Source organism: Pseudoflavonifractor phocaeensis, assembly GCF_021531815.1.
GTDB classification, from domain to species: Bacteria; Bacillota; Clostridia; order Oscillospirales; family Oscillospiraceae; genus Lawsonibacter; species Lawsonibacter phocaeensis_A.
Genome location: NZ_JADYUM010000017.1, coordinates 1 through 26,945, shown reverse-complemented (window position 1 = coordinate 26,945; position 26,945 = coordinate 1). Strand labels below are relative to the sequence as shown.

Annotated in this window: 26 protein-coding genes, 1 pseudogene and 1 other annotated feature; of the genes and pseudogenes, 13 read left to right on the top strand and 14 right to left on the bottom strand. The window is 61.5% G+C overall.

The features are described from left to right. Positions 1-352 precede the first annotated feature (352 nt). The 8 genes and pseudogenes from I6E42_RS10335 to rpmH form a co-directional block, all read right to left on the bottom strand. A pseudogene (locus I6E42_RS10335) lies at positions 353-1,219 on the bottom strand (PSP1 domain-containing protein); the annotation flags it as partial. Positions 1,220-1,326: 107 nt separating this feature from the next. After that, entirely contained in the window at positions 1,327-2,256 is a 930-nt protein-coding gene (locus tag I6E42_RS10330; protein WP_235371857.1) for a DNA polymerase III subunit, read from the bottom strand. Positions 2,257-2,288: 32 nt separating this feature from the next. Then, the gene (locus tag I6E42_RS10325) at positions 2,289-3,596 is read right to left on the bottom strand and encodes an aminotransferase class I/II-fold pyridoxal phosphate-dependent enzyme (RefSeq protein WP_235371856.1); all 1,308 of its coding nucleotides are present in this window, start codon (positions 3,594-3,596) and stop codon (positions 2,289-2,291) included. A 753-nt stretch (positions 3,597-4,349) separates the two neighbouring features. Next, positions 4,350-5,369 carry an RNA-binding cell elongation regulator Jag/EloR gene (jag, locus tag I6E42_RS10320; protein WP_235371855.1) on the bottom strand — a complete coding sequence of 340 codons (1,020 nt, stop codon included), beginning with the start codon at positions 5,367-5,369 and terminating at the stop codon, positions 4,350-4,352. Between the two features lie 2 nt (positions 5,370-5,371). Further along, a complete protein-coding gene (locus I6E42_RS10315; RefSeq protein WP_235371854.1) occupies positions 5,372-6,766 on the bottom strand; it encodes a YidC/Oxa1 family membrane protein insertase in 1,395 nt (464 codons plus the stop codon). Between the two features lie 44 nt (positions 6,767-6,810). Next, positions 6,811-7,029 carry a membrane protein insertion efficiency factor YidD gene (gene yidD, locus I6E42_RS10310; protein ID WP_235371853.1) on the bottom strand — a complete coding sequence of 73 codons (219 nt, stop codon included), beginning with the start codon at positions 7,027-7,029 and terminating at the stop codon, positions 6,811-6,813. Positions 7,030-7,038: 9 nt separating this feature from the next. Further along, a complete protein-coding gene (gene rnpA / locus I6E42_RS10305) occupies positions 7,039-7,380 on the bottom strand; it encodes a ribonuclease P protein component (RefSeq protein WP_235371852.1) in 342 nt (113 codons plus the stop codon). 177 nt (positions 7,381-7,557) lie between these two features. After that, positions 7,558-7,698: a 50S ribosomal protein L34 gene (rpmH, locus tag I6E42_RS10300; RefSeq protein WP_235371851.1), complete on the bottom strand. Its 141-nt coding sequence runs from the start codon at positions 7,696-7,698 to the stop codon at positions 7,558-7,560. A gap of 448 nt (positions 7,699-8,146) precedes the next feature. On the opposite strand from rpmH, the gene dnaA reads away from it, so the two are divergent. From dnaA to I6E42_RS10240, 12 genes are all read left to right on the top strand, one after another. Beyond that, on the top strand, positions 8,147-9,460 hold the full coding sequence (gene dnaA, locus I6E42_RS10295; protein ID WP_235371850.1) for a chromosomal replication initiator protein DnaA: 1,314 nt from the start codon (positions 8,147-8,149) through the stop codon (positions 9,458-9,460). A 685-nt stretch (positions 9,461-10,145) separates the two neighbouring features. Continuing rightward, positions 10,146-11,252, top strand: coding sequence for a DNA polymerase III subunit beta (gene dnaN, locus I6E42_RS10290; RefSeq protein WP_235371849.1), 1,107 nt, complete (start codon positions 10,146-10,148; stop codon positions 11,250-11,252). Between the two features lie 174 nt (positions 11,253-11,426). After that, positions 11,427-11,642, top strand: a complete 216-nt coding sequence (locus I6E42_RS10285; protein ID WP_235371848.1) for an RNA-binding S4 domain-containing protein — start codon at positions 11,427-11,429, stop codon at positions 11,640-11,642. After that, positions 11,639-12,742, top strand: coding sequence for a DNA replication/repair protein RecF (gene recF / locus I6E42_RS10280; RefSeq protein WP_235371847.1), 1,104 nt, complete (start codon positions 11,639-11,641; stop codon positions 12,740-12,742). The genes I6E42_RS10285 and recF overlap by 4 nt, the downstream gene beginning before the upstream one ends. Before the next feature lie 13 nt (positions 12,743-12,755). After that, positions 12,756-13,082 (top strand): hypothetical protein, encoded by a 327-nt coding sequence (locus tag I6E42_RS10275; protein ID WP_235371846.1) that lies wholly within the window; start codon positions 12,756-12,758, stop codon positions 13,080-13,082. 6 nt (positions 13,083-13,088) lie between these two features. Continuing rightward, the gene (gene remB, locus I6E42_RS10270) at positions 13,089-13,352 is read left to right on the top strand and encodes an extracellular matrix regulator RemB (protein WP_235371845.1); all 264 of its coding nucleotides are present in this window, start codon (positions 13,089-13,091) and stop codon (positions 13,350-13,352) included. Between the two features lie 194 nt (positions 13,353-13,546). Beyond that, on the top strand, positions 13,547-13,882 hold the full coding sequence (locus tag I6E42_RS10265; protein WP_235371844.1) for a hypothetical protein: 336 nt from the start codon (positions 13,547-13,549) through the stop codon (positions 13,880-13,882). A gap of 127 nt (positions 13,883-14,009) precedes the next feature. Next, on the top strand, positions 14,010-15,956 hold the full coding sequence (gyrB, locus tag I6E42_RS10260; RefSeq protein ID WP_235371843.1) for a DNA topoisomerase (ATP-hydrolyzing) subunit B: 1,947 nt from the start codon (positions 14,010-14,012) through the stop codon (positions 15,954-15,956). A 34-nt stretch (positions 15,957-15,990) separates the two neighbouring features. Continuing rightward, complete coding sequence (gene gyrA, locus I6E42_RS10255) at positions 15,991-18,513, top strand: DNA gyrase subunit A (RefSeq protein ID WP_268841966.1); 2,523 nt, start codon at positions 15,991-15,993, stop codon at positions 18,511-18,513. A 46-nt stretch (positions 18,514-18,559) separates the two neighbouring features. Then, entirely contained in the window at positions 18,560-18,955 is a 396-nt protein-coding gene (locus tag I6E42_RS10250; RefSeq protein ID WP_235371842.1) for an SHOCT domain-containing protein, read from the top strand. Positions 18,956-18,998: 43 nt separating this feature from the next. Then, positions 18,999-19,436 carry a ribonuclease HI gene (gene rnhA, locus I6E42_RS10245; RefSeq protein ID WP_235371841.1) on the top strand — a complete coding sequence of 146 codons (438 nt, stop codon included), beginning with the start codon at positions 18,999-19,001 and terminating at the stop codon, positions 19,434-19,436. 119 nt (positions 19,437-19,555) lie between these two features. Beyond that, entirely contained in the window at positions 19,556-19,933 is a 378-nt protein-coding gene (locus I6E42_RS10240; protein WP_235371840.1) for a YegP family protein, read from the top strand. 130 nt (positions 19,934-20,063) lie between these two features. Here the strand turns inward: I6E42_RS10240 and I6E42_RS10235 are convergent, their stop codons facing one another. The 5 genes from I6E42_RS10235 to I6E42_RS10215 all read right to left on the bottom strand — a co-directional run bounded on the left by I6E42_RS10235 (position 20,064) and on the right by I6E42_RS10215 (position 25,268). Then, on the bottom strand, positions 20,064-20,633 hold the full coding sequence (locus I6E42_RS10235) for a hypothetical protein (protein ID WP_235371839.1): 570 nt from the start codon (positions 20,631-20,633) through the stop codon (positions 20,064-20,066). Beyond that, positions 20,630-22,636 carry a M56 family metallopeptidase gene (locus tag I6E42_RS10230; protein ID WP_235371838.1) on the bottom strand — a complete coding sequence of 669 codons (2,007 nt, stop codon included), beginning with the start codon at positions 22,634-22,636 and terminating at the stop codon, positions 20,630-20,632. The genes I6E42_RS10235 and I6E42_RS10230 overlap by 4 nt, the downstream gene beginning before the upstream one ends. A gap of 2 nt (positions 22,637-22,638) precedes the next feature. Beyond that, a complete protein-coding gene (locus tag I6E42_RS10225) occupies positions 22,639-22,998 on the bottom strand; it encodes a BlaI/MecI/CopY family transcriptional regulator (protein ID WP_235371837.1) in 360 nt (119 codons plus the stop codon). A gap of 256 nt (positions 22,999-23,254) precedes the next feature. After that, positions 23,255-24,676: a glycine--tRNA ligase gene (locus I6E42_RS10220; protein ID WP_235371836.1), complete on the bottom strand. Its 1,422-nt coding sequence runs from the start codon at positions 24,674-24,676 to the stop codon at positions 23,255-23,257. Between the two features lie 160 nt (positions 24,677-24,836). Further along, positions 24,837-25,043: a binding site (T-box leader), on the bottom strand. 66 nt (positions 25,044-25,109) lie between these two features. After that, positions 25,110-25,268 carry a ribbon-helix-helix protein, CopG family gene (locus I6E42_RS10215; RefSeq protein ID WP_412761305.1) on the bottom strand — a complete coding sequence of 53 codons (159 nt, stop codon included), beginning with the start codon at positions 25,266-25,268 and terminating at the stop codon, positions 25,110-25,112. A gap of 92 nt (positions 25,269-25,360) precedes the next feature. Here I6E42_RS10215 and I6E42_RS10210 point away from each other — a divergent pair, with 92 nt between their 5' ends. Beyond that, positions 25,361-25,552 (top strand): hypothetical protein, encoded by a 192-nt coding sequence (locus tag I6E42_RS10210; RefSeq protein WP_235371835.1) that lies wholly within the window; start codon positions 25,361-25,363, stop codon positions 25,550-25,552. A gap of 77 nt (positions 25,553-25,629) precedes the next feature. On the opposite strand, the gene I6E42_RS10205 is transcribed toward I6E42_RS10210, so the two are convergent. Continuing rightward, a complete protein-coding gene (locus I6E42_RS10205; protein ID WP_235371834.1) occupies positions 25,630-26,826 on the bottom strand; it encodes a vWA domain-containing protein in 1,197 nt (398 codons plus the stop codon). Positions 26,827-26,945: the final 119 nt, after the last annotated feature.

The window sequence follows — 26,945 nt, the reverse complement described above, 5'->3', positions numbered from 1 at the left end:
CCCCGCCCTCTTTTGAGGCGGGGGGAGCGTCGGGCACCTCGCCCCCCTCCTGGGGGGCTTTGGGCGGCCGGGCGGGGCGGCGGCGCTCCGGACGGGCCGTCTGGTTCTCCTCCCGGAGCTTCTCCCGCTTCCCGGCGGACTGGTCAGTCTTGGGAGCCTCTCCCTCGGCCTTTGGGCGGCGGCGGTTCCGGTTCCGGCGGCTCCGGGCGGGGCGCTGGGCCTCCTCCTGGGCCTCCTCCGGTTCCTCAGGGGGCTCAGACTGGGTTTTTCCACCCCCAAAGGCGGCGTCCAGCGCGGCGGTCAGAGCCTCCTCCTCGCTCATCTGAACCTCTTTCTCCTCGGGCTGGCGGCGCAGCTTGGCCAGCTCCTCCAGAGGAGGCTCCACATAATCCTCGGGCCGCTTGCCCTTGCCGTTGCGGATGACGCACAGCTCACAGTTGTGGTAGCACTTGGGGGTCTCAGGAGCGGAGTCCAGCCGGACCTGCACCGTCTGGCGCAGGAGGTTGACGCTGGACACAGTACCTGCCCCGTCGGGGGTCTCCACAAAGGAGTCCTGCTTGGGGGCCTTCTTCACCAAATCCTCATAGGCGTCCTGCTCATATTTCAGGCAGCACATCAGCCGGCCGCAGGTGCCGGAGATCTTGGTGGGGTTCAGAGACAGGTTTTGAGTCTTGGCCATTTTGATGGAGACGGGCTGAAACTCGTCCAGGAACTGGGAGCAGCAGAAGGGCCGGCCGCAGATACCCAGGCCGCCCAGCATCTTGGCCTCGTCCCGGACGCCGATCTGGCGCAGCTCGATCCGTGCGTGGATGGTGCTGGCCAGGTCCTTCACCAGGGCCCGGAAGTCCACCCGGCCGTCGGAGGTGAAGAAGAAGAGGACCTTGTTCCCCTCAAAGCTGTACTCCGCCTCCACCAGCTTCATGTCCAGACCGTGCTCGGCGATCTTCTCCTGGCAAATGGCGAAGGCCTTCTTCTCCTTCTCCTTGTTCCGCTCCACCGTCAGCTTGTCCTCCTCGGTGGCCTTCCGGACCACCGGACGGAGGGGGGCGATGAGCTCGATCTCGTCGATCATGGAATTTTCCTGGACGCACTCGCCGTACTCGGTGCCCCTGGAGGTCTCCACGATGACCCCGTCCCCCAGCTGGAACTGCTTCCCATCGGGGTTGAAGTAATATTGCTTTCCGCCGTTTTTGAAGCGGACACTGATGATCTCTACCATATGACTCTCCTTATTCTGTTCAAAGTGAAGAGGCAGGAGTTGAAGCGCCCCTACGGCGAAGCCGGATTGCAGGCGATCTTCCCAAGCGGCCCCCAAACTTCTAATTCTCAAAGAAACATTCCCGCGCACAGCCAGCCAGCCAGTTGGCCGGGATTGGCATTGAGCCGGGCAGCGGTCCGGATCTGCCGGGTCAGCTCCACCGCCCGGAACAGCCGGCGGCGGTCTGACTGTCCCGCCATCCGCTCTGTCAGCTCCCGTTCCAGGGCGTCCAGCAGCTTGGGCAGTTCCTCCCGGCTCTGCTTGTCCAGCACCATAGCCGCCTCAAAAAGCTCCAATTCCGTGCCCTGCTCCAGGGCGCCGGCCAGCTTTTCGGCCTGGTCCTCCCGGACCCGGAGGCTCTCTCCCGTTCCCTCCAGCTGCTCCACCGCCCGGCCCAACAGGCCCTGGCAGTCCAAAGCAGCCCGGCGGAGCTCCTCCTTGGTCTTTTGGGGGTATTTTCTCTCCAGCCATCCCTGGCACTCCTGTACCGGAACAGGGGCCAGGACCAGCTCCTCACACCGGGAGCGCACCGTCTGGAGCAGGCCGCCTCCGTTTTCCGCCAGCAGCAAAAAGGCGGTGTACTGGGGTCCTTCCTCCAGCAGCTTGAGCATGGCGTTCTGGGCCGAGGCGTTCATCTGGTCTGCCCCCTCCAGGAGGTAGACCTTCCGCTCCCCCTCGTTGGGACGGATGTGGGCGTCGGCCCGGAGGGACCTGATCTGATCCACCGTAATGGGCTTCCCCTCCCCCGCCCCGGAGATCACTGTCACATCGGGGTGGATGCCCGCCAACACCTTTTTGCAGGGGGCGCAGCTGCCGCAGGGCCGCTTTGCCGGAGAGGCAGTACAGACCATGGCGGCGGCCAGCAGCCGGGCCAGGGTGTGCCGCCCGGAACCGGCGGGTCCGGAGATGATATAGGCGTGGGACAGGCCGCGGCCCTCCTCCCCGTGGGAGAGCAGCTCCTTCAGGCGGCTGTTTCCCGCCAGGGATGAAAGCTCCATATATTTTCCTCGCTGACGGACCAGATTCCCGGTTATTTTACGGTCCGTATTTCCAACATAGTATTATATCCTATTTGCCGTAAATAAGAAAGTTCTTTTTTTCCGATCCGCTCGCCGGGGGCCACCACCGGCACACCCGGGGGATAGGGCGCCACCTGGACCGCGGAGACCGCCCCCTCACAGTCAGCCAATCTCCGTCCCTCGCTGGGCGCGAACAGGGCCTGCCGGGGCGAGAGCACCCGTTCCGGCAGAGGCGGGGCGGGCAGCGGAGGGCAATCCCCCATTTCTTCCCGCTTTTCCGTCAGTACCTCCTCCAGATGGCGGAAATTCTCCTCGCTGTCCGAGGCGGTGCAGATGAACACCACATGGCCCCCGTCCTCCATCTCCGGATAGATTCCCCGGGCCTCCAGGCCGCGGGCAAAGGTGGGGCCGTTTTTCACCTTGAGGGTAAACCGGCAGGGGTCCAGAGGCAGGACCGCCCCCAAACTGGGATACTTGTCCCGCAGCCCGGCCACCCGGTCTGCCGCCCGGCGGTATTCCCCCGGGTGGTCCAGCAGCCACTGGCGGGCCAGATCCAGGGAGGCCATCATGGGGTAGGAGGGGCTGGAGCTGCCGTATATGGAGGCTGTTCTCCGCACCTGGTCCGGGTCCACCCCGTTGGTGAACAGCAGGGCGGACTGACCCATGGCGGGGAGCGTCTTGTGGGCGGACACCACCACTCCGTCCGCCCCGGTAAAGGCGTCCACAGACAGAAACGGCAGGTGGGCGCCGTGGGCGCCGTCCACAAAAAGTTTTCCACCCCGGGCGTGGATCACCCGGGAAATCCCCGCAATATCAGACAACAAACCGGAATAAGTAGGGGATGTAATACAAACAGTTTTGATTTCCGGGTGGATGTCCAGCATTTTTTCCACATCTTCCGGGAAAAACGGGCCGGTCAGATTGTGCTCCGGCAGCCAGGGACGTTCCAGAAAAACAGGCTCCAGGTCCAGCAGGGCCAGGGCGTTGTACACCGCCCGGTGACAGCCCCGGTCCACCAGCACCTGATCCCCCGGCCGGCAGAACAGGGCCAGTCCCGTGTGGATACCCATGGTGGACCCTCCGGTGAGGAACTGGCAATGCTCAAAACCGAAGACCTCCGCCCACAGCTTCTGGGCGGAATCGAAGGGCTCCCCCGCCTCGTACAGGTTCCCGGTGCCCGGGATCTCCGTCACGTCGATGGCGGACAACCCCGCCAGCTCCGGGGCGGGCAGAGAAGTTCCCTTGTGCCCCGGCATATGGAACCGGGCGGGATTTCGGGCGGCGTATTTCACCAGAACATCGTAAAGGGGAGTGGGCATGGGACACCTCCAAAAATCAGAGTCAGTAAGATATATAATTTTTCGTTGATAGGACAACGGTCTACGCTCTGTGGGGTTCCAATGGGGGTTGCCGCTGAATCAAGCTGACGCAGTGGAGCGGACCGTACAGTCAAGAACCACGCTGCACAGTTAGGAAACGCAGGCGCTGGTGGGCAGTGGCAGTTCAAATCCAAGTTTTCCCCACCCAGGGCCAAAAGCCCGGAAGGTGGGGCAGCAAAACCAGAGGATGGGCGCCGGATGAAACCGCGACAGAACAGAAGTGCGTTCCCCGTAACAGGGGGACCGGGGGAAAGGCGGCATGAAAGCACGGAAAAATTTCTCTCGCTGGAAATTTTTCGTGTTTTCTTTGGCCGCCGTCCCCCGGAGATTTTTTGGGTACTTTTTCATCTCTGCAAAAGTACCTCGCCCGGGGGCGAAACATCCCTATCTCCCGTCCCGCCCGCAGGCGAAGTGTTCAAGTGCACAAATTTCTCCCAGTATTTGGTGCACCTGGAAAGGCAAGGGCAGAGCCCTTGCCCTACATGACCTGGACTTTAAGTACATGGGCCACGAAAGAAAAAATCGTGGCTTGATAAAACCTGATGTGCAGGGAACCACTTTGCGGCGGGGGCAAGCCTCCGCCCTACCCGGAATTATCCGGGCGTGTAACCAAAAATTGAACCCTCACAGCTTATCAGTCACACAAAGAAAAGGCGGCGGGAGGAACTTCCTCCCGCCGCTGATCCGTGATTCTTATTTCTGACCGGGAGCATAAGCCACCACGGTACGGCGGTTGGGCTCCACACCGGTGGAGTAGGTGGTGACGTTGGGATAATCCTGGAGCGAGGTATGGATCACATGGCGCTCATAGGCGTTCATGGGCTCCAGGGTCATATTCTTGCGGTACTTGACCACCTTGCCCGCCACCTTGACGGCCAGGCGCTGGAGGGACTCCTCCCGCTTTGCCCGGTAGCCCTCAGCGTCCACATGGATGCGGACCCGCTTGGACTGGCCGTGGTTGACGGAGTAGTTGGTCAGCTGCTGGATCGCGTCCAGGGTCTCGCCCCGGCGGCCAATGATGGCGCCCAGCCCCTTGCCCTGGAGGATGACCTTATAGCCCCCCTCATCGGTGACAAAGATCTCGGGGGTGGCCTGGACGTCCAGATGCTCCATCAGGCCGGCCAGGAACTGGCTGATCTTCTGGGCCTTCTCGTCGTCAGCGGGGGCGGGGGTCAGGGTGACCTCCTTGGCCGCGGGACGCTGGCTGCCGCCGATCAGCACCTCGTCGCCCTCCTGAAGCTGGGCGGCGCGGGCCTTTCTGGGCTGTTCCCGGCGCTCGGGGCGGGGCTGGTTCTTCTTGGGGGGCTGCCAGCCGGGCTTGGCGGCCAGGATGGTCTCCTCCACCACAGGGGCGGCGGGAGCCGCTTCGGCCTTCTCCACGGGCTTTTCCGCAGGGGCCTCGGTCTTCTTCTCCACAGGAGCGGCGGGGGTGGGAGCCGCCTTGGGGGCAGGCTTTTCCGCCGGCTTCTTGGGTTCCTCCTTGGCAAAGACGTCGATTTTGAACTCGTCGCGGGTCTTGGCCTTGGGGACGCCGTTCTCCTCCTCATAGCTGACCCGCACCTTGGCGGGGTTGCTGCCGAAGCCCAGGAACCCGGACTTGGCCCGCTCGATCACTTCCACGGACACGTCGTCGCGCTCCAGACCAAGCTGGAACAGGGCGGCGGCAATTGCGTCTTCCTCAGAGCGTCCGGTGGTTTCGATCCACTTGATCATGGTCAGACACCCTCCTTGTTCTCATCCTCGTTCACTTCCACCTCGACCTGCTCCACTTCCACTTCGACCTCCTCGGTCTCCACGGGGGCGTCGACAGTCTGGACCGCTTCTTCGGCGGGAGCGGCCTCAACGGCTTCCACAGTCTCGGCAGGCAGCTGGGCGGGGGTTTCCGCCTTCTCCTCCTGCTTCTTTTCCTCGGCAGGAGCGGAGTTGGCCTTCTTCTTGTTCTTCTTCTGCGCCTCGGCTTCAGCCTGGGCGCGGATCAGATCGCTGGGGTCGGTATAAGGGGTGACACCGCCGAACCGGCCGGGGATATAGGAGCGGCCCCGGGCATAGGCACGGATGCCCTCCCGGCTGTCATCCTTGTTGACGCCCTCCTGGTCGGGCTCCACGTCTTTCTTGACGGCGCCCTTCTTTTTCTTGCCCTTGTTCTGCTTTTCTTCCTCGATGCGGCGGGCCTTCTCCAGACGGGCTTCTTCCTTGCGGCGCTTTTCTTCCTCTTTCTCCTCCTGCTCCCGCTTCTCGGCGGCGATGCGGGCGGCCTCATAGTCCTTCTTCAGCATCTTGGAGCAGATGACCTCCTGGGCCATGGTGATCACATACTGGGCGATCCAGTACACACACAGGCCGGCGGGCAGGGTGAAGCCGATCCACAGAGACATGAGGGGCATCATATACATCATCATCTTGTTGGTCTGGTCCATCTGGGCGTTCTGGCTCTGCTTGTTGATCTGGTTGGTGGCCATGGACACCTTCATGGACAGGAAAGAGACGACGGTGGAGATCAGGACCATGAGGAACAGGCCCACGGAATTCCAGGTGATACCGCCCGCCCAGAACTTCCAGTTGGGGATGGCGGACAGGTCCAGACCCAGGAAGGAGAAGTTCATGGCGAACAAGCCGGAACCGGCCTCACCCAGCTTGGACTGGACGCTGGCCATTACGGAAGAGTCGTTGAGGGCCTGCGCCATGGCGATCTGGGGGAAGCCGCCGGTGTTGGCGATGCCGGTGACCTCAGCCACTTGGGCCACCTGGTCAGCATTCAGGCCCATGAAGTAGGTCAGGGGCTCACGGATGATGCCGTACAGAGCGATGAGCACCACCATGGGGATCAGGGACCAGAGACAGCCGCCCATGGGGTTGACTTTCTCCTTCTCGTAGAGCTTCTGGACCTCCAGGTTATAGCGCTCCCGGTCCTTGCCGTACTGCTTCTGCAGCTGCTGCATCTTACCGGAGAGCATGGTGGTCTGGATCATGCTCTTTTTGCTCTTCAGGGTAACAGGGAACAGGATCAGTTTGACCACGACGGCAAACAGGATCAGGGCAATGCCATAGCTGTTAAAAAACTCATAGAAGAACAGCAGCAGCCAGGCAAAGGGTTTCAGGATAATACCCACGTTGTTACCTCCACAATTCAAAATGGGGCGGCAGACCAGCCCTCTCAGGGCACCGGGTCATACTGAACGGACTTCTGCCGGTGGAACGGATGGCACTTCAGCACGCGCCGCAGGGCCAGCCAGCCCCCCTTGAGGGCGCCGTACTTCTCCACCGCCTCCTGGGCATACTGGGAACAGGTGGGAATAAAGCGGCAGCAGGGGGGGCGCAGGGGAGAGATGTTTTTCTGGTAGAACCGGATCAGAGAGAGCAGAACATGTTTCATGGGACACCCTCACTTGGGCGCCAAGATCCCCAGCTTTTTCATCAGCTGGAGAAAGCTGCGCTCCAGGTCGGCATACCGGCCGTAGATGGCCCGGGTCCGAGCCACCACCACGATGTCAAACCCCGGCAGGAACTTCTCCTCATTGGTGCGGTACAGTTCCCGGATGCGGCGGCGGACAAAGTTGCGTTTGACGGCCTTTCCCAGCTTTACGCCGGTGGTGATGCCAAGGCGGCTGTATGGCCGCCGGGTCTGACGGCAGTAGACGGCGAAGTAGGGGGACACCGCGCTCTTTCCCTTGTTGTACAGGCGGCGGAACTCGTGATTTTGTTTCAGAGAAACGGTATATTTCATTCCTTGGCCTCCTGAAAACCGGGTCTGCGGCGAAAAAGATCCGTATGCACACATGGGGCGGGGGAAAAGCTCCCACGCCCCTTCTGCGCGATCTATACCGACTGTGTCCTCTCGTCGTGTCTCAACGATCTGGTCTTGTCCGATCTTCTGACAGAGTAAGGGCCAAAGCCCCTATCCTCAGTGGGTCAGACGAGCGCGGCCCTTGGCGCGGCGGCGAGCCAGCACCTTGCGGCCATTGGCGGTGGCCATGCGCTTGAAGAAGCCATGCTCCTTGGAACGCTGACGCTTCTTGGGCTGATAGGTACGAACCGTAGACATAGGGGACACCTCCTCATCAGATTTCAAGCCGGCTTTTCCGGCCCAACAACAGCCCCTTCGGGCTGCGGTCTGTATCCTTCCGGCCGGTGTTCCGGCCGGTGCTCCCCGGAAAAAGGGCACAAAGTCCCCTTTCCTTTGAGAACGTAATGCTCATTATAGACGATAAAATACCGGAATGTCAACCATCTTTTTCGTCCTTTTCCCCGGAATTTTTTTGTTTTTTCCACCGTTTCAATATCTTGTGTGGTTTCTCTGCGGAACACACAAATTATCCGGCCGGCACATACACATTTAAAATAAAAAATAGGGTAAAATCCTTGCGGTACAGTCCCTTTTTTGGTATAATAAATGGGTGGGAATTTTGCTTTTTCAGCGTTTTGGAAGACGCCTTCTCCCCATTCGGGAGAAGGCGCTTTGAAAGTTTAGACCACGAGAAGGAGGTTCCGGCATGAACCCTGCCGCCGACATATGGACCAAGCTGGTGGAGCTGATGCAGTCGGAGATGACCGCCACCACCATCCATACCTGGTTCGATGACGTGACCCCGGTGGCCCTGGAGGAGGACCGCTTCGTCCTCTACTCCCCCACCCACTTCAAGCGGGACATCATCGCCACCCGGTACGTCCAGTTTATCAAAAAAGCCCTGTATGAGCTGTTTTCCGCTGATTTCGATGTAACCGTCCTCACCGAAGGAGAGCTGGACAGCTATCAGAAGCCAGTCAAGAACAATTTTCTCCCCGGCACCGAGGAATATACCTTCGAGCGCTTCGTGGTGGGTTCCTCTAACAAATTCGCCCACGCCGCCGCCCGGGCAGTGGCCGATAACCCGGGGCAGAGTTACAATCCCCTGTTCATCTACGGGGAATCCGGCCTGGGCAAGACCCATCTGCTCTACGCCATCGCCCACACCATCCACGACACCCATCCCGACTACAAGGTGGTGTACATCAAGGGCGACGCCTTCACCATCGACCTGATCCAGGCCATCCGGGAGGGCCGGAACCAGGAGTTCCGGGAGAAGTACCGGGGGGCCGACGTGTTCCTCATGGACGACGTACAGTTCATCGCCGGCCGTGACTCCACCCAGGAGGAGATGTTCCATACCTTCAACACCCTGTACGAGCTGAAAAAGCAGATCGTCTTCACCTCCGACCGTCCCCCCAAGGAGCTGCTCCGGCTGGACGACCGTCTGAAGACCCGGTTCGAGTGGGGCCTGCTGGCGGATATTCAGCCCCCGGACTATGAGACCCGCATGGCCATCATCAAAAATAAGGCCATCCGCATGGGGGTGGAGCTCCCCGAATTCCTGCTCCAGCTCATCGCGGAGAACATCACCGCCAACGTGCGGCAGATCGAGGGCACCGTCAACAAGATCATGGCCTATCAGGACCTGATGGGAGACACGGTGGACAAGGAGACGGTGGTCCGGGCGGTCAAGGACATGTTCAAGGACAAGTCGGACATCGTGCCCACCGCCGACGTGATCATCGACGAGGTCTGTAAATATTACAACATCGAGCCCGCCATCCTCCGGGGCCAGGGCCGGGCCAAGGACATCTCCCTTGCCCGCCAGATCGCCATGTACCTGATCCGCCGGATGACCAACCTGTCACTGAAGGAGATCGGCAAGGAGTTCGACGGCCGGGACCACACCACCGTCCTTCACTCCATCGAGCGCATCGAGGACCTGTCCAAAAACGACCCGGAAAAGAGCGAGGTCATCAAGGACATCACCGCAAATATCAATATCCGTTACGAATAGGCACAAACGGGCTTTGCAGTCACGCAGACAGGTTTCGCAGCAGCCACCCTGATTGGAAAACTCAGGCGCCAATCTTCAGCGGTTGTCTCGTTCAAGTTTTATCTGCCCAGGGCCGAAGGCCCGGAAGGCGAGGCAGCAAAACCAGATATTGCACGCCGGACGCGAGGAACACTTTACAAATAGAACCCTCATCGGGTCCGGGCCCGCAGGCCCGGGGAACTCGAGGTGAATTGCCCCGAAGGGGCAAGAGAAGGCGGCCTGGGCCGTTTGCTACTTTCCTTCCCTGGAAAGTAGCTCGCCCGGGGGCGAAACATCCCCGCCCCCCGTCCCGCCCCTATGGGATTTGACGTACGGTTCCGTTTCGGCCCGGTGAGGGCACCTGCCCCTACAGGGAGAGCATGCACGGACCCGCGCTCCGGTCCAGGCTCACTGCTCACGACGGCTCAGCACTTCTTATTTTCCACATCCAATTGTGGAATGTTCGTGTAACCATGTGGAAAACTTTCCTCTCAAAAATACGCTGTGGAAAACCCCCGAATTTTCTTCACACCCCCTGTGGACGGTCTTTTCCTTGCCGCTCTAAGGTTCGTGCTCTTTTTCCACATTTTTTTCGCCTACGACTATTATCACTAAAAGAAACCTATCCTCTCCCCACCTGAGAGAGAAAACGATTGGAGGTATCCTCATGAAATTTTCCTGTGAAAAGGCGCTGCTCTCCGCGGCGGTGTCCGTCACCTCCCGGGCGGTAGCCGCCAAAAGCTCCATTCCCGCCATGGAGGGCATCCTCATCGAAGCGGGGAGCCAGCTCCGCCTCACCGGCTACAATCTGGAGACGGGCATCCAGGCCACTGTCCCCTCCGAGATCACAGAAAAGGGGTCTCTGGTCCTGTCCGCCCGGCTGTTCGGGGAGATCGTCCGGAAAATGCCCGACGACATGGTGGTTTTCTCCTCCAACGGATATATGGTCAACATCAAGTGCGGCCTGTCTGAGTTCAACATTCTGGGCACCGATCCCGAGGAGTTCCCTGAATTGCCCACCGTGGACCAGGTCAACGGCCTCACCCTTCCCCAACCTGTCCTTCGCTCCATGATTTCCCAGACCCTCTTTGCCATCAGCGACAACGAGAGCCGCCCCGTCCACACCGGCTCCCTCTTTGACGTGGAGGGGGACACTCTCACCGTAGTCTCGGTGGACGGCTACCGGCTGGCCCTGCGGCGGGAGCAGGTGGCGGAGAAGCGGGGGGCCGACGCCTTCTCCTTCGTGGTGCCCGGCTCCGCACTGGGAGAGGTAGAGAAGATCTGCGCCGGGGAGGAGGACATCACCGTCACCCAGGGCGCCCGGCACATCATGTTCAAGACCGGGGAAATCGTCCTGGTCTGCCGCCGGCTGGAGGGCGAGTTCCTGCCCTATAAGAACGCCATTCCCCGGAACAACTCCATAAAAGTGGAGTGCGACACCCGGGCCCTGGCCGCCTCCATCGACCGCGTCTCCCTGATCATCAGCGAAAAGCTCAAGTCCCCCCTGCGCTGCGTCTTTGGGGACGGCCTGGTGTCCATCACCACCAAGACCGCCATCGGCGACGCCGCCGACCAGTGCCCCATCCGGGGCGACGGCCAGGGGCTGGAGATCGGCTTCAACAACAAGTATCTGATGGACGCCCTGAAATACGCCCCCGCCGACAAGCTGCGGCTGGAATTCACCTCCGGGGTGGCTCCCTGCGTCATCCTGCCCGCCGAGGGGGAGGAGAAGTTCATCTATATGGTGCTGCCCGTCAGATTGAAAGCAAACTGAGATCAAACAAGGGGCAAAGCCACTTGTTTGAGAAGGCTGCGGCCCGCTGCAGCGCGCTTGCTGCGCTCGCACGTTTGCGAGCCGAGAAGTGTTTTTTCCGAGGCACATGTCCCCGGAAAAAACAGATTAAAATTTCTTTCGCCGCTGCGGCGGCGAAACTCTGCGAGGCTGATTATGGAATCACATGAGATCAAAATTCACACCGAATTTATCAAGCTCCAGGACCTGCTGAAATTCGCGGGGGCGGTGGAGACCGGTGGCGACGCCAAGCTCATCATCCAGGAGGGCCGGGTGGCCGTCAACGGAGAAGTGTGCACCATGCGGGGCAAGAAAATGCGCTCCGGAGACCGCTGCTCCATCGACAACGAGCTGGAACTGGTGGTCCAATGATCGTCAAGACCCTGGAACTGGACTTTTTCCGGAATTATGTCCACCTAGAGGCCGCCTTTGATCCCCGGGTCAACCTGATCTATGGGGACAACGCCCAGGGCAAGACCAATCTGCTGGAGGCCATCGCCTACCTGTCCTCCGCCCGGTCCCACCGGGCCCGGTACGACAAAGAGATGATCCAGATGGGCATCGACTCCGCCTTTCTCAGGGGGGAGGTCAGCAGCCGGGACCGGGACTTCACTCTGGAGGCCAAACTGTTCCGGGGCCGGGGACGGCAGCTCTTTTCCAACGGGGTCCGGCTCAAGACCGCGGGAGAGCTGGCTGGCATCCTGACCACCGTGCTGTTCTGCCCCGAGGACCTGTACCTCATCCGGGAGGGGGGCGCGGCCAGGCGGAAATTCCTGGACGGAGCCATCTGCCAGCTGCGGCCGAGGTACGCCCAGGCCTTGGCGGAATATAACCGCCTCTATGAGCATAAGACACGGATTTTGCGGGATTGGCCGGAGAACCCCTCCCTGCTCCAGACCCTGGACGACTTCAACCTGCGCATGGCCCAGACCGGGGCCATCCTCATCCACTACCGGGCCCACTTTGTCAAGCGGCTGCGGGACCACGCCCCCGCCATCCACGCCGACTTCTCCGGGGGCCGGGAGACCATGGAGCTGGGGTATGAGACGGTGTCCACCGTGGACGACCCCCTGAAAACGCCCCGGGAGATCCTGCCCATGCTCCTCAGCCACCAGGAGTCCCACCGGCAGGCGGAGCTGGACTCCCGCCAGTGCCTGTCCGGACCCCACAAGGATGATCTGACGGTGGATGTCAACGGGGTGTCCGCCAAGACCTACGGCTCCCAGGGCCAGACCCGTACCGCCGCCCTGTCCCTGAAGCTGGCCCAGCGGGAGATCTTCCAGGAGGAGACTGGGGAGTGGCCCGTCCTTCTGTTGGACGACGTGCTGTCCGAGTTGGACCCGAAACGGCAATCTTTCGTTCTCAACCGCATTCAGGGAGGACAGGTTTTCATCACCTGCTGCGAGGAGGAGAAGCTGGAGGGGCTGGAGGGGGGAAAAGCCTTTCACATCCAGGGAGGACGGCTGGTATAAAGAAGGAGAAAGTATGTTTCATGTCATGTTGGTGGCCCCTGTTCTGGGACTGATGGCGGTATATGGGGTCATTGTGCTTGTGATACTCAGCGTTCCGTTTTGTGTGGGAATGTTTCTCCAGCTTGTGCTCACCGTTTTCGGACAGAAGGGCTGGGTCCGCTGGGTCCCCGCCGGGCTGGGAGCGCTGGGGATGGCAGGGTCGCTGGCTTTCTTTCTGCCCGACGTTCCGGTTTCGTATATCCTGGTCTACTGGGCCCTCTACTTTCTGGCCCTGTGGCTCACCTGGCTGGTGGTGGACCAGATCAAAAAGTTCATCGCCCGCCGCCGTCATAAGGAGTAAGCCGCCATGTATCTGCACTTGGGCCAATCCGTCGTGGTCCCCCACAAGGAGATTTTGGGTATTTTCGACCTGGACAACGCCAGCTGGGCCTACAAGACCCGGGAATTTCTGGAACGGGCCGAATCTGAGGGCCGGGTGGTCTGGCTGGGAGACGACCTGCCCCGTTCCTTTGTGGTGGTGGGACAGGGGGACCGCCCTCCCACCGTCTACATCTCCCAGCTCTCCTCCTCTGCCCTGCTGAGCCGGGCGGAGAAAAACAGTTTTGAGTAAAAAGAAGCGCGGAGGCGTCGTGAGCAGCGGCATAAGGCCCGAAGCGAATGGGCAAAGCCCAGGGAGGCCGCGGGCCGCACCGGGTTTGCCCGCAGTCGGAGGGACTTATGACCGCGTCGCGAACAGCCGCAGCGTGACAAGAAAAAGTGTCCGAGCCGCCGCGAGCAGGCAGGACGTAAAAAGGATTCTTTATTATGGAATTTCATCTGATCGACGCCTTCAATACCATCTTTGCCATGCTGGACGCCTGGGACTGGTCCAGCCCCTTCCATCTGGTGACGTTGGGCTACTTCATCATCGGAGCCGTGGCCCAGTTTGTGCTGCTCCAGAAGAAGTGGAAGCCCTGGCTCATCCCCCTGGTCCTTCTGGTGGTCATCGTCCTCAGCGAGCTGGGGATGTACCTGGTCACCGGAGAGGCTGGGATGCTCTTTGCCTGGATCGAGGTGTTTTTCGCTGCCTGCGCCCTGGGGGCCGCCGCCGGCTGTATCGCCCTGATCTTCTGGGACGTGGTAAAGAAGAAAAAGGACTGACTTTGTCCTATGTGTTTCGCGCCAGGGCAAGGAGAACCGGGCCGGAAGGCTTCCGGCCCGACTCTGATTGCCTTGGTTTTTGGGATGACCTTTGGAACATCCCCTATCAACCCATTGGAGGTAAATTATGTCTGAAGAACTGAACGAATTGACTTCCACCCAGGTGGACCATGAGTATGGCGGCTCTGAGATCCAGGTCCTGGAGGGCCTGGAGGCCGTCCGGAAGCGCCCGGGCATGTATATCGGCTCCACCAGCGAGTCGGGCCTGCACCACCTGGTCTATGAGATCGTGGACAACTCCATCGACGAGGCCCTGGCGGGCTACTGCACCGACATCACCGTGACCATCAATCCCGGGGACACCATCACCGTCACCGACAACGGCCGGGGTATCCCCGTGGACATCCAGCCCCAGACCGGCAAGCCCGCCCTGGAGGTGGTCTTCACCATCCTCCACGCCGGCGGCAAGTTCGGCGGCGGCGGGTACAAGGTGTCCGGCGGCCTCCACGGCGTGGGCGCCAGCGTGGTCAACGCTTTGTCCGAATGGCTGGAGGTCCAGGTCCACAAGAACGGCCAGATCTACGAGATGAAGTTCTCCCGGGGTAAGATCACCCAGGAAATGAAGGTGGTGGGCAAGACCAACCGCACCGGTACCACCGTCACCTTCAAGCCCGACCCGGAGATGTTCGACACTCTGGAGTATAACTACGAGACCCTCCACACCCGCATGCGGGAGGAGGCCTTCCTCAACGCCGGCCTGCGCATCCAGACCGTGGACCTGCGTCCCGGCAAGGAGCAGGAGGATGACATGTGCTATGAGGGCGGCATCCGGGAATTTGTCACCTTCATCAACAAGAACAAGGACCCCCTCCATGAGCAGGTCATTTATATGTCCGGGGCCAAAGAGGACTCCATGGCCGAGGTGGCCATGCAGTACAATGACGGGTACAACGAGATCATGGTGTCCTTTGCCAACAACGTCCACACCCCCGAGGGCGGCATGCATGAGGAGGGCTTCAAGCGAGCCCTGACCTCGGTGCTCAACGCCTACGGCCGGAAGATCAAGCTGCTGAAGGACGACGAGAAGGTGTCCGGCGAGGACTGCCGGGAGGGTCTGACGGTGGTCATCTCGGTGAAGCTCACCGAGGCCCAGTTCGAGGGCCAGACCAAGGCCAAGCTGGGCAACAGCGAGATGCGCACCCTGGTCAACGCCATTGTGTCCGAGAAGCTGGAGACCTTCCTGGAGGAGAACCCCGCCGTGGGCCGGGCCATTCTGGACAAGGCCCTCACCGCCAACCGGGCCCGGGAGGCCGCCCGGAAGGCCCGGGAGTCCATCCGCCGCAAGACCGCCCTGGGCGGGGCGGCCATGCCCGACAAGCTGCGGGACTGCAACGAGAATAACCCGGAGCTCACTGAAATCTATATCGTCGAGGGCGACTCCGCAGGCGGCTCCGCCACCCAGGGCCGGGACTCCCGGTTCCAGGCCATCCTCCCCCTGTGGGGCAAGATGCTCAACGTGGAGAAGGCCCGGGCGGACAAGGTCTACGGCAACGACAAGCTCCAGCCCGTCATCACCGCCCTGGGGGCCGGCATCGGGGACGAGTTTGACCTGGCCAAGCTGCGCTACCACAAGGTCATCATTATGGCCGATGCCGATGTGGACGGCGCCCACATCCGGACTCTGCTGCTCACCTTCTTCTTCCGCTTCATGCGGCCCCTCATTGAGCAGGGCTACGTCTACTCCGCCGTGCCCCCCCTGTACAAGCTGACCCGGGGAAAGACCACCCGGGTGGCCTTCTCCGACGAGGAGCGCGACGCCATTTCCGCCGAAATGCGGGGCGGCAATCCCAATGTGAAGATCGACATCAGCCGGTTCAAGGGCCTGGGCGAGATGAACCCCCACGAGCTGTGGGAGACCACCATGGACCCGGAGAAGCGCACCCTGCGCCGCATCGAGCTGGACGACGCCGTGGCCGCCGACGCCACCTTCAACGTCCTCATGGGCGAAAAGGTGGAGCCCCGGAAGGAGTTCATCGAGAAAAACGCCAAGTACGCGGTGAACCTGGATTATTAAAAAACGTACTCTTCCATAAGGAGGAACACCATAAATGAGCAAAAAGCCCCAATACGATCCCGAGGAGATCCGTTACCCGAACCAGACCATCGTCACCTCCCCCCTGGTTCCGGAGATGGAGCAATCCTATATTGAATACGCCATGTCCGTCATCGTGGGCCGGGCCCTGCCCGACGTGCGGGACGGTCTGAAGCCCGTCCACCGCCGCATCCTCTACGCCATGTACGAGGACAACCTGACGGCGGACCGGCCCTTCAAGAAGTCGGCCACCTGCGTGGGCGACGTGCTGGGCCGCTACCACCCCCACGGCGACCAGTCGGTCTACGACGCCCTGGTCCGTCTGGCTCAGGACTTCTCCATGCGCTACATGCTGGTGGACGGCCACGGCAACTTCGGTTCCGTGGATGGCGATCCCCCGGCCGCCTACCGTTACACCGAGGCCCGCCTGTCCAAGATCTCCGACGAGATGCTCCGGGACATCGACAAGGACACGGTGGACTGGGACCCCAACTTTGACGAGACCCGGAAGGAACCCAAGGTGCTCCCCTCCCGGTTCCCCAACCTGCTGGTCAACGGCTCCAGCGGCATTGCCGTGGGCATGGCCACCAATATCCCGCCCCACAACCTCACCGAGGTCATCAACGCCACCATCTGCGTTCTGGACAACCCGGAGTGTACCCTCTCCGACCTGATGGAGCATATCAAGGGCCCCGACTTCCCCACCCGGGGCATCATCATGGGCCGGTCCGGCATCCGGGCGGCCTACGCCACCGGCCGGGGCCGTCTGGTGGTCCGGGCCCGGCATGAGTTTGAGGAGTTCGGCAAGGACCGCACCCGCATTGTCATCACCGAGATCCCCTACCAGGTGAACAAGCGCATGCTCATCAAGAATATGGCCGAGCAGGTGGAGGACAAGCGGCTGGATGGCATCTCCGACATCCGGGACGAGTCCGACCGCAACGGCATGCGCATCGTCATCGAGCTGAAGCGGGACGCCAACCCCCAGGTGGTGCTCAACCGCCTATTCAGCCAGACCCAGCTCCAGACCACCTTTGCCATCAACATGCTGGCTCTGGTGGAGGTCAACGGCAAGCTCCAGCCCCGCATCCTGTCCCTGCGCCACATTCTGGACGAGTATATCGCCTACCAGGAGCAGGTCATCATCCGCCGCACCAAATACGACCTGAAAAAGGCCCAGGAGCGGGCCCATCTGCTGGAGGGCCTGCTCATCGCCCAGGACAACATCGACGAAGTCATCAAGATCATCCGGGAGAGCTACGACGACGCCAAGCAAAACCTGATGACCCGCTTTGACCTGGACGACGTCCAGGCCCAGGCCATTCTGGACATGCGCCTGAAAGCCCTCCAGGGTCTGGACCGGGAGAAGCTGGAAAACGAGTACAAGGAGCTGGAGGCGCGCATCGCCTACTTCCAGCAGCTGCTGTCCGACGAGGGGATGCTCCGGGGCGTGCTGAAGGACGAGCTGTCCGCAATCCGGGACAAGTACGGCGACGAGCGAGTCACCGAGATCCAGGACGTGGAGGACGAGATCGACATCGAGGACCTGATCGAGGAGGAGCAGTGCGTCTTCACCCTGACCCAGGCGGGTTATATCAAGCGCACCCCGGTGAGCGAGTACACCGCCCAGTCCAAGGGCGGCATGGGCAAGAAGGGTATCACCACCCGGGAGGAGGACTATGTGGTGGACGTGTTCACCGCCTCCACCCACGACTACCTGTTCTTCTTCACCGACACGGGCAAGGTCTACCGCAAGAAGGGCTACCAGATCCCTGAGAGCGGCAAGACCGCCAAGGGCACCAATATCGTCAACATCCTCCAGGTGGAGCAGGGCGAGCGGGTCCAGACCATGATCCACACCCGGTCCATTGAAAACGAGGACCTGTTTTTGATGATGGTCACCCGGGACGGCACCGTCAAGCGCCTGCCCGTCACCGCCCTGAAAAATATCCGCCAGAGCGGCATCCGGGCCCTGACGTTGGACGAGGGGGACGAGCTGATCTCTGTCCGGGAGACCGACGGAAACCAGAAGATCCTCATCGCCACCCATGACGGCATGGCCATCTGCTTCGACGAAAACGACGTCCGGCCCATGGGCCGCACCGCCGTGGGCGTCCGGGGCATACGCCTCCGGGAGGGGGACTATGTGGTGGGGGCCGCCCGGGCCACCGCCGGCAAGACCGTCCTGACCATCACTGAGAAGGGCTACGGCAAGCGCACCCCTGTGGAGGAGTACCGGATCACCAACCGGGGCGGCATCGGCATCAAGAACTATATGGTCACCGGGAAGACGGGCAAGATCGTGGGGATCAAGGTGGTGGACGGCTCGGAGGACCTGCTGCTGGTCACCCAGAGCGGCATCCTCATCCGTACCCATGTGGACACCATCAAGGAGACCGCCAACCGGGCCACCCAGGGCGTCATCGTCATGCGCTTCAAGGAGGAGGGGGACCGGGTCATCTCCCTGGCCCTTGCAGACCGGGAGGAAAGCGAAGAAGTGCAGACCGCGGAAGCGGATGGAAATCCAGAGGCAGACTGATCCCCGGGGGCGGTCCCGCGGGGCCGCCCGGTAAAAAGGAGCATTTATGAAAAAAAGAGTGACCTACCGGCCCGGTAAGGCCCAGGGCGTTTTCGGAATCGTGTGGGGCGGCATCTTCATTCTCATCGGCCTGTTTGTGGTCATCCCCATCTTTGGGGCTTTCGGCGTCCTGTGGACTCTGGCCGCGATCGCCATCACCGTCATGAACGGATTTCAGGCGTTTGGCAAAAAGTACGCCGGTCCGGAGATCCACATCGAGGAGGACGGGCCTACCCAGGTGGAGGCTCCCTTCTCCCCCGCCGCCCAGGCCCACGACCATATCCCCTCCACCGCCCTCAGCACCCAGAAACGGCTGGAGCAGCTGGAGACCCTGAAAGGCGCCGGGCTGCTCACCGACCAGGAGTATAAGCAGAAGCGCCAGGAGATTTTGAGGGACCTTTGAAAAGCCTTCCCCCACAGGGGGAAAGGCAGGGACGGAGAACCAAATGAAAACTGTTACCATATACACCGACGGGGCCTGTTCCGGCAATCCCGGTCCCGGAGGATGGGGGGCCATCCTCATGTACGGTCCTCACAAGAAGGAGATGTCCGGGGGCGAACGGCAGACCACCAACAACCGCATGGAGCTCACCGGCGTCATCACTGCCATGGAGGCCTTGAAGGAGCCCTGTGTGGTGGAGCTGTGGTCCGACTCCAAATATGTCATCGACGGTCTGGGCAAGGGCTGGGCTAAGGGCTGGCGGGCCCGGGGCTGGGTGAAGTCGGACAAGAAGCCCGCCCTGAACCCCGACCTGTGGGGCAGGCTGCTGGACCTGTGCGACTACCACACCGTCCACCTCCACTGGGTCAAGGGCCATGCGGAAAACCCCTACAATAACCGCTGCGACCAGTTGGCTGTAGCGGAGAGTCAGAAGTACAAGTGACTGAAGCACCTGATCCGATTCAGAGGCCCCATTTGCGATCCAGCGATGCCCCATTCATCCATGTTGTTTTCAGGGCCAGAGGGCCAGAAAATATACAGAAAGAAAGAAGGCAAACAGACATGGCAAGCAAATTCGAGATCAAGCAGACCAAGAACGGAGGGTTCCGGTTCAACCTGATCGCCACCAATGGACAGGTCATCGCCACCAGCGAGACCTACTCCAGCCTGGACAGCTGCAAGAACGGCGTGGAGAGCGTCCGGAAGAACTGCGCCGCCCATGTGGAGGACCAGACCAAGGAGGGCTTTGAGACGCTGACCCACCCCAAGTATGAGGTGTACAAGGACAAGGCGGGCGAATTCCGCTTCCGTCTGAAAGCCAAGAACGGGGAGATCATCGCCACCGGCGAGGGCTACAAGGCAAAGGCCAGCTGCCTCAATGGCATCGACTCCATCGGCCGGAACGCCCCTGAGGCCCCTGTGGTCCAGGTGGAGGAGTAAACTCTTTATTCCATCAAAAAAGGCCGCCCAGCCGGGCGGCCTTTTTGTATGCAGCAGGGACAGGTCTTGTGGGGTCCGTTGGGCGGCCACATGGGGCCCTCAAGAAAGCGGAAGCGATAGGTAGGGTAGGTCACAGCGCGTCTGAAGCCGGGCCCCCGGTCTGCTCCTCCCGCAGAGAGCCGTTCAGAGAGAACAGCACCGAGCAGATCCAGACCGCCGCCGCCATGTAGACCAGGGCGACGACCACGGTGAGGAACTGGTGCCGCTCCCAGGGAAAGGGCAGGGCCAACAGGGTGACCAGCAGGGTCCGAGCCGTCCGCAGGCGGAGAATGCGCTTCTCCTGGGGACACTGGTGGTTCCGGGCGGCGATAGCCAGGTCGGTGAGCAACTGAAAGTGGAAATAGAGGGTGGCCGCGGCGGCGGCGGCGTTCAGGAGGGGAAAAGAGAACTCCTGCTTGAAAACGGCCATGACCCAGCACAGCCCCTCCCACCCTGCCAGCAGTTGGCCCAGGGGCCGCAGGAGGGCGGCGGAGGGCTCCTCCTGGCTGAGGGCGGACAGGGCCTCCACCATCAGCAGGTACCCCAGCCAGTTGGGGAGCATGTTGAAGGTCCCCAGGTTGATATTGAAGTGAAGGAGGACATACCCCCAGGCGATCTGCTTCACCGCCATGCACAGGTCCAGCTTGTTCTCCTCGTTCATAGGGCGCCCTCCTCCGTCAAGGTCAGTTCCTCCACCATGTTTCCGTCCCAGTACAGCCGCACCCGGTAAGCCGGCGGAAGGGAGACGGGGCCGTCTCCCCACTGGTCCGCATAGGTGCCGCCCCCTCCGGAGACCGCGCCGCCCCAGTCCTCTCCGGTCACCGGGACGCTGTTCCAGTCAAACTCCCCGTTGGGTCCGCTGCTGGCGCCCCCCTGGCTGCCCACAGGCATGGCCGGGAACTCCACCTCCTGGTCCGGGTCGTCCAGCTCCGCCACCATGATGCCGGCGTACTCCCGGGGCTGGGAGGAAAGGGAATCTCCCGGAATATAGTGGTAGGAAAGATAAATCCACGCCTCTTGCCACTGGGCGTCCACCATGGGGGTCAAATTGAAGGAAGTCCAGCCGAAGAAGCCGTCGGCCTGGTTCTGGTTGTCGATGGTATAAACCGTCCGGTTCTGGATGGTGACCGTCCCGTGGGGAGACTGGGCGGTCAGCTCCCGGAGCCAGGGGATGGCGTCGCCGTAATATTGGACCTGGCCGTAGCTCCGGTAGGAGCACACCCGCTCCCCCGCTTCCTCCACCACCCAGCCGTCTTCTTCCCAGACAGAGACGGGGACCAGGACGGAGCCGCCCAGGGTCTCTCCGCCCTCATTTTTGACAAAGCCTTCTCCGCTTTCAGACAGAAAATAGCTGACGGGGAATTCCAGCCAGGCGTGAAACCTGCCGTCCTCCGCCGGGGTGATGTCGCAAATGGTGTAGCCTTTCATTTTTTCAATGCCGTCCAGCCAGGGGCCACGGTCCAGGTGGTAGGCCACCCAGCCCTCCTCCTCCGCGCTGCGGCGCATCTCCGCCTCCAGCTGCTGATGCCTGGACAGGGGGGACGCGGTGGCGATGTAGACGCCGTTGGCCTCGATCAGCCCCTTGGCGTAGGTGTCCAATGCCCCGGCCAGGGTGGTGCAGCGGTTGATCCGGGCCATGGCCATGGCTCTGTCCAGCTCTTTGGCCCAGGCGGGGGAAAAATCGGAAAAGCCGTAGGCCGCCGCCGTCCCGTAGAGGGCGGGGCTGGCCAGCACCAGCGCCGCGCACACTGACACCAGAGCCATCCCCCGGGGGTACTTCTTGAACCGGACGATGGCGGTGATGCGCCGGGCGATGTTCTTCCCGCCGTTGGAGAGGGAGGTGGTGCCGGGGGCCCGGGGGTAGCGGTCGTTGGCCATGGAGAGGAGAATTTTCCCGTACTCCCGCCGCTCCTCCCCCTCCAGCTGCTCCAGCACCCGCTGGTCGCACAAGGACTCCATGTCGTTGCCCACCCGGTCAAAGACATACCACAGAAAGGGGTTGCACCAGTGGAGGGAACGGAGCAGGGCCCAGCCCAGGCTCTGGAGGGCGTCGCGGTGTTTCAGATGGAGCAGCTCGTGGAGGAGGACCTTGTCATCCACCGCCTCCCCCTCGGGGACCGCCAGCACCGGGCGGAGCACCCCGCACACAAAGGCGGAGGGCAGACCCCGGACCCGGACCGCCCGGCAGGGCCGCAGGCCGTACCGCTCCCCCACCCGGGCCAGCTGAGCCTCCAATTCCGCCCCGGCGGGGGTACCCCGGGCCAGCAGCCGCCGCAGCCGGAGGTAGGAAAACAGGTACCAGGCCAGAAACAGGACCACCCCGGCGGCGTAAACCACCAGCAGCCAGTCGGTGAGGCTGACGGGGGGTCCGGAGAGAACGGGAAACACGTGGTCCAGGTGGATGGGCCGGTAGACGGCGGAATAGGCGGAGGAGAGCCGCCCCTCCGCCATGCCCTTCCCGGTCTCCAGCCACAGGGGCAGGGCGGGAAGCAGACTCCGGGCCGTCCCCGCCGGGATCAGGGCCCGAAGGGTCAGAACAGACCACACCCCGTACTGCCACCGGGGGGATAATTTATCCGCCAGCAGCCACTTCACCGCCAGCAGCAGGGCCGCCGTCAGGGACACAGACAGCGTTTGGAGCAGAAATCCCCAGATATTGCTCACGGTCACACCTCCATGTCGTCCAGCATCTGCCGTAACCGCTCCGCCTCCTGGCGGGACAGGGAGGAGTCCTTCAAAAAGGCGGCGATCAGGTCCCCCGCCGCCCCGCCGTAGACCTTGGACAGCAGCTCCTCACGCTCCGTCCGGGCGCACTGCTCCCGGCTCACCGCCGCCCCGTAGGGCTTGGGGTGGCTGCGGTCGATGGACACCAATCCCTTCCCCTCCATCCGGGTGAGGTAGGTGTACACCGTGTTTTTGTTCCAGCCCTTGATGGGCTTCAGGGCGCCGGTGAGCTCCCCCAGGGAAAACCGCTCCCCCGTCCAGAGCACATCCAGTACCGCCCACTCCGCTTCCGTCAGCTTCATGGAAAAACCTCCTGTCCTACAGATGTAGTATAATCACATCTTACACTTGTAGGACACCGCTGTCAAGAGGAAGTTTGGAGCAGGCCGAAAGGAAGCAAGAGGCGACGCGGCCCGATGGGGGCATCGGGCCCTACTGGAGCGGCGTCCAGGGCGTGATCAACCTCCACCCGTTCAGGGGGGGGGCTCGGAAACCGCCTCGAAAAATGAAGAAACCGGGACGTGAAGCAACACGTCCCGGTAAAATGTGGAAAAGGGCTTAGTAAGCCAGCTTCTCCTCCAGCCAGGCCTTCAGCTCGGAGATAGGTACGCGGACCTGCTCCATGGTGTCCCGATCCCGGATGGTGACGGCGTTGTCCGCGGGGGTCTTGTCGTCGCCCACGGTCTCAAAGTCCACGGTGATGCAGTAGGGGGTGCCGATCTCGTCCTGGCGGCGGTAGCGCTTGCCGATGGAGCCGGCGTCGTCGTAGTCCACCATGAAATACTTGGACAGCTCGGTCTGGATCTCCCGGGCCTTGTCGCCCAGCTTCTTGGACAGGGGCAGCACGGCGCACTTGAAGGGAGCCAGGGCGGGGTGCAGGCGCAGGACGGTGCGCACGTCGTTCTTCTCGGCGTCCACCACCTCCTCGTCATAGGCATCCACCAGGAAGGCCAGGGTGACGCGGTCGGCGCCCAGGGAGGGCTCGATGACGTAGGGGATATAGTGCTCGTTGGCCTCCTGGTCGAAGTAGGACATGTCCTTGCCGGAGGTCTTCTGGTGGGCGGTCAGGTCGAAGTTGGTGCGGGAGGCCACGCCCCACAGCTCGCCCCAGCCGAAGGGGAAGACAAACTCGAAGTCGGTGGTGGCGTTGGAGTAATGAGAGAGTTCTTCCGGTTCATGGTCGCGCAGGCGTAAATTCTCGTCCTTCATGCCCAGGTTCAGCAGCCACTGGTGGCAGAACTGCTTCCAGTAGGCGAACCACTCCAGCTCGGTGCCGGGCTTGCAGAAGAACTCCAGCTCCATCTGCTCGAACTCGCGGGTACGGAAGGTGAAGTTGCCCGGGGTGATCTCGTTCCGGAAGGACTTGCCCACCTGGCATACGCCGAAGGGCAGCTTTCTCCGGGTGGTGCGCTGGACGTTCTGGAAGTTGACGAAGATGCCCTGGGCGGTCTCGGGCCGCAGGTAGACGGTGTTCTTGGCGTCCTCAGTGACCCCCTGGAAGGTCTTGAACATCAGATTGAACTGGCGGATGTCGGTCCAGTTGTGCTTGCCGCAGGTGGGGCAGCAGATCTCGTGCTCCTCGATGAACTCCTTCATCTGGGCCTGGCTCATGGCGTCCACGCTGTGGCCCAGGTCAAACTTGTTCTCCTGGCACCAGTCCTCGATGACCTTGTCGGCGCGGAAGCGCTCCTTGCACTCCTTGCAGTCCATCAGGGGGTCGGAGAAGCCGCCCACGTGGCCGGAGGCTACCCAGACCTGGGGATTCATCAGGATGGCGGCGTCCAGACCCACGTTATAGGGGTTCTCCTGGACGAACTTCTTCCACCAGGCCTTCTTCACGTTGTTCTTCAGCTCCACACCCAGAGGGCCGTAGTCCCAGGTGTTGGCCAGGCCGCCGTAGATCTCGGAGCCGGAGAAGATGAAGCCGCGGCCCTTGCACAGGGTCACGATTTTTTCCATGGTCTTTTCGGTGTTTTTCATGTCGGTTGTCTCCTTTTCAAATTGAGTTTTGGCTCAGAGACACTCATTCACGCCTCGGCACGTTCGCGACCGGGTCGATAACTTCTCCGCCTCCGGCGTTATCTCCCCTGCTCACGGCCTCAGACGCTATAAACAAAAACGCCCTGAGCCGGCTGTGTCGGCTCAGGGCGAACATAAAATGTCCGTGGTTCCACCTGAATTCGCATCTGGCTGATGCGCACTCTTTCCCGGTAACGGCGGGGACCGGCGGGCCATTTCCTGCCCGCGCTCCAGAGGGCCTTTCCCACCATGCCGTCGTAGGGCTTGCACCAACCGCCCTCTCTCTGCCGCCCGGACATGGGGTACTGTTCTCTGTCAACGCTGTTATGGGCCATTTTAGTACAGAAAACCGGGGTTGTCAAGGGGAAAACCGAGTTTTTAGAGTGGTTTTGCCCTATTTTTCCCGGTCTAGAGTCTCCAAGTGGGCTTTCAAGACCAGATTGATATAGCTGGACAGGGAGCGGTCCTCCAGGTCGGCCAATTCTTTGATCTGGTCTAAAACAGGGTCGTCCAATGTAATGCTGATTTTGGTTTTCAGTGGTTTCATCTTCATTTGATCTCACCCAACCCAACTATACCATTTAGTAGGATTGAATATTGACGAATCCGACCTTATCGCCTATAATCGCTTTAAGGAGTGATGGTATGTACTCCAATGAGTTTGAGGACGCCTTCGCCAGTTTTCTAGACCGTCATGAGTACGACGAGGCGGAAAATTACCTGTTTTCCATGGTTCGGCTGGCCTTCGCCGCTGGATGGAAGGCGGCGGGTGGGGAGCCTCCCAAGGCAGAGCGAATCTATGAACTCATCCCCGGCGGAAAAGGGGAAAAAGAGTAAGACCGGATGACCGAAGAATGTCGGCCATCCGGTTTTTATATGGTTGCGGGAAGGAGAAAACGGCGGGCACCGGCGGGTCACCTTGCCAGCAGCTTTTTCATGCCCTCCTCTAGGCCGTCCACGGTGAGGGGGAACATAGGGAACTCCCGGGCGATGGTGTCGTAGGTGTCGGACCAGTAGGCCCCCCACTGGGGGCGGCGGCTGGGGTTGAGCCAGATGACGTTCTGGTACCGGCTGCGGAACATGCGCAGCCAGTCCAGGCCGCACTGGGGACCGTCGGGGTTGCTGCGGCCGTAGTAGCCCCCCATCAGCTCATAGGGGGCCATCTGGGCGTCCCCCACGAAGATCACCTTCCAGTCGGTGGCGATGTTGGACAGCACCCAGTCGGTGGTGACGCTGTTCCGGCTCATGAGGGTGGGGTCGTTGTACAGCCGGGCGTAGACGCAGTTGTGGAAGTAGTACACCCGCAGGTCCTTGAAGTGGCCTGATTTGCTCACCGCCTGGAACAGGGCGGAGCACAGCTGGGAGTAGTAGTCCATGGAGCCGCCCGAGTCCATGAGCAGCAGCACCTTCACCGTGTTCTCCCGGGGGCGCTTGTAGCGGACCTTTAAAAGTCCGCCGTTTTCCGCCGTGTCCTGGATGGTGTTGTCCACGTCGAACTCCGTGGGGGGCAGGTCCACCAGGCCGGAGAACTGCCGCAGCTTCCGCAGGGCCACCTGGAACTGCCGGGTGTCCAGGGTATTGTCTCGGCGGAAATCCCGGAATTTCCGCTCCCCCGCCACCCGGAAGGCCCGCTTGTACATGGACTGGCCCCCCACCCGGATGCCCTTGGGGGACAGGCCAGCGTTGCCGAAGGTGGACATGCCGTGGGTGCCCACCCAGTATTTGCCGCCGTTGTGTTCCGAGTCCTGCTCCTCCATCCGCTCCCGGAGCATCTTTTCGATCTCGTCCTCGGACAGGCCCATGTTTTTCAGGGCCTGCTCCTCGTCCCAGTTGGCGTAGTCGTTCAGTACGTCGGGGCGGTTGAGCCAGTCCAGCAGCTCCTGGGACACCTCCTGCTGGAAGGGTACGTCCTTAAAATATTCCAGAAAGGCCCGGTCAAAGCGGTCAAAGTCCGCCTCGCTTTTCACCAGCAGACAGCGGCACAGGTGATAGAACCCGGTGAAGCTGGAGTTGTGGAGGCCCTTGTCCAGGGCCTCCATCAGACTCATCCACTCCGTCAGGGAAATTTTAAGGCCATTTCTCCGCAAAAGGTAGAGAAAATCCTCGAACATATTTTATCTCCAGTTGCGCCGCAGGGCGTCCATGTCCTCGTTCTTCTTCAGCAGCACCCCAAGATAGGGGACCTCCTTCACGATGCGGTCGGGGTCCACGCCTCCATGGACCAGAGCCT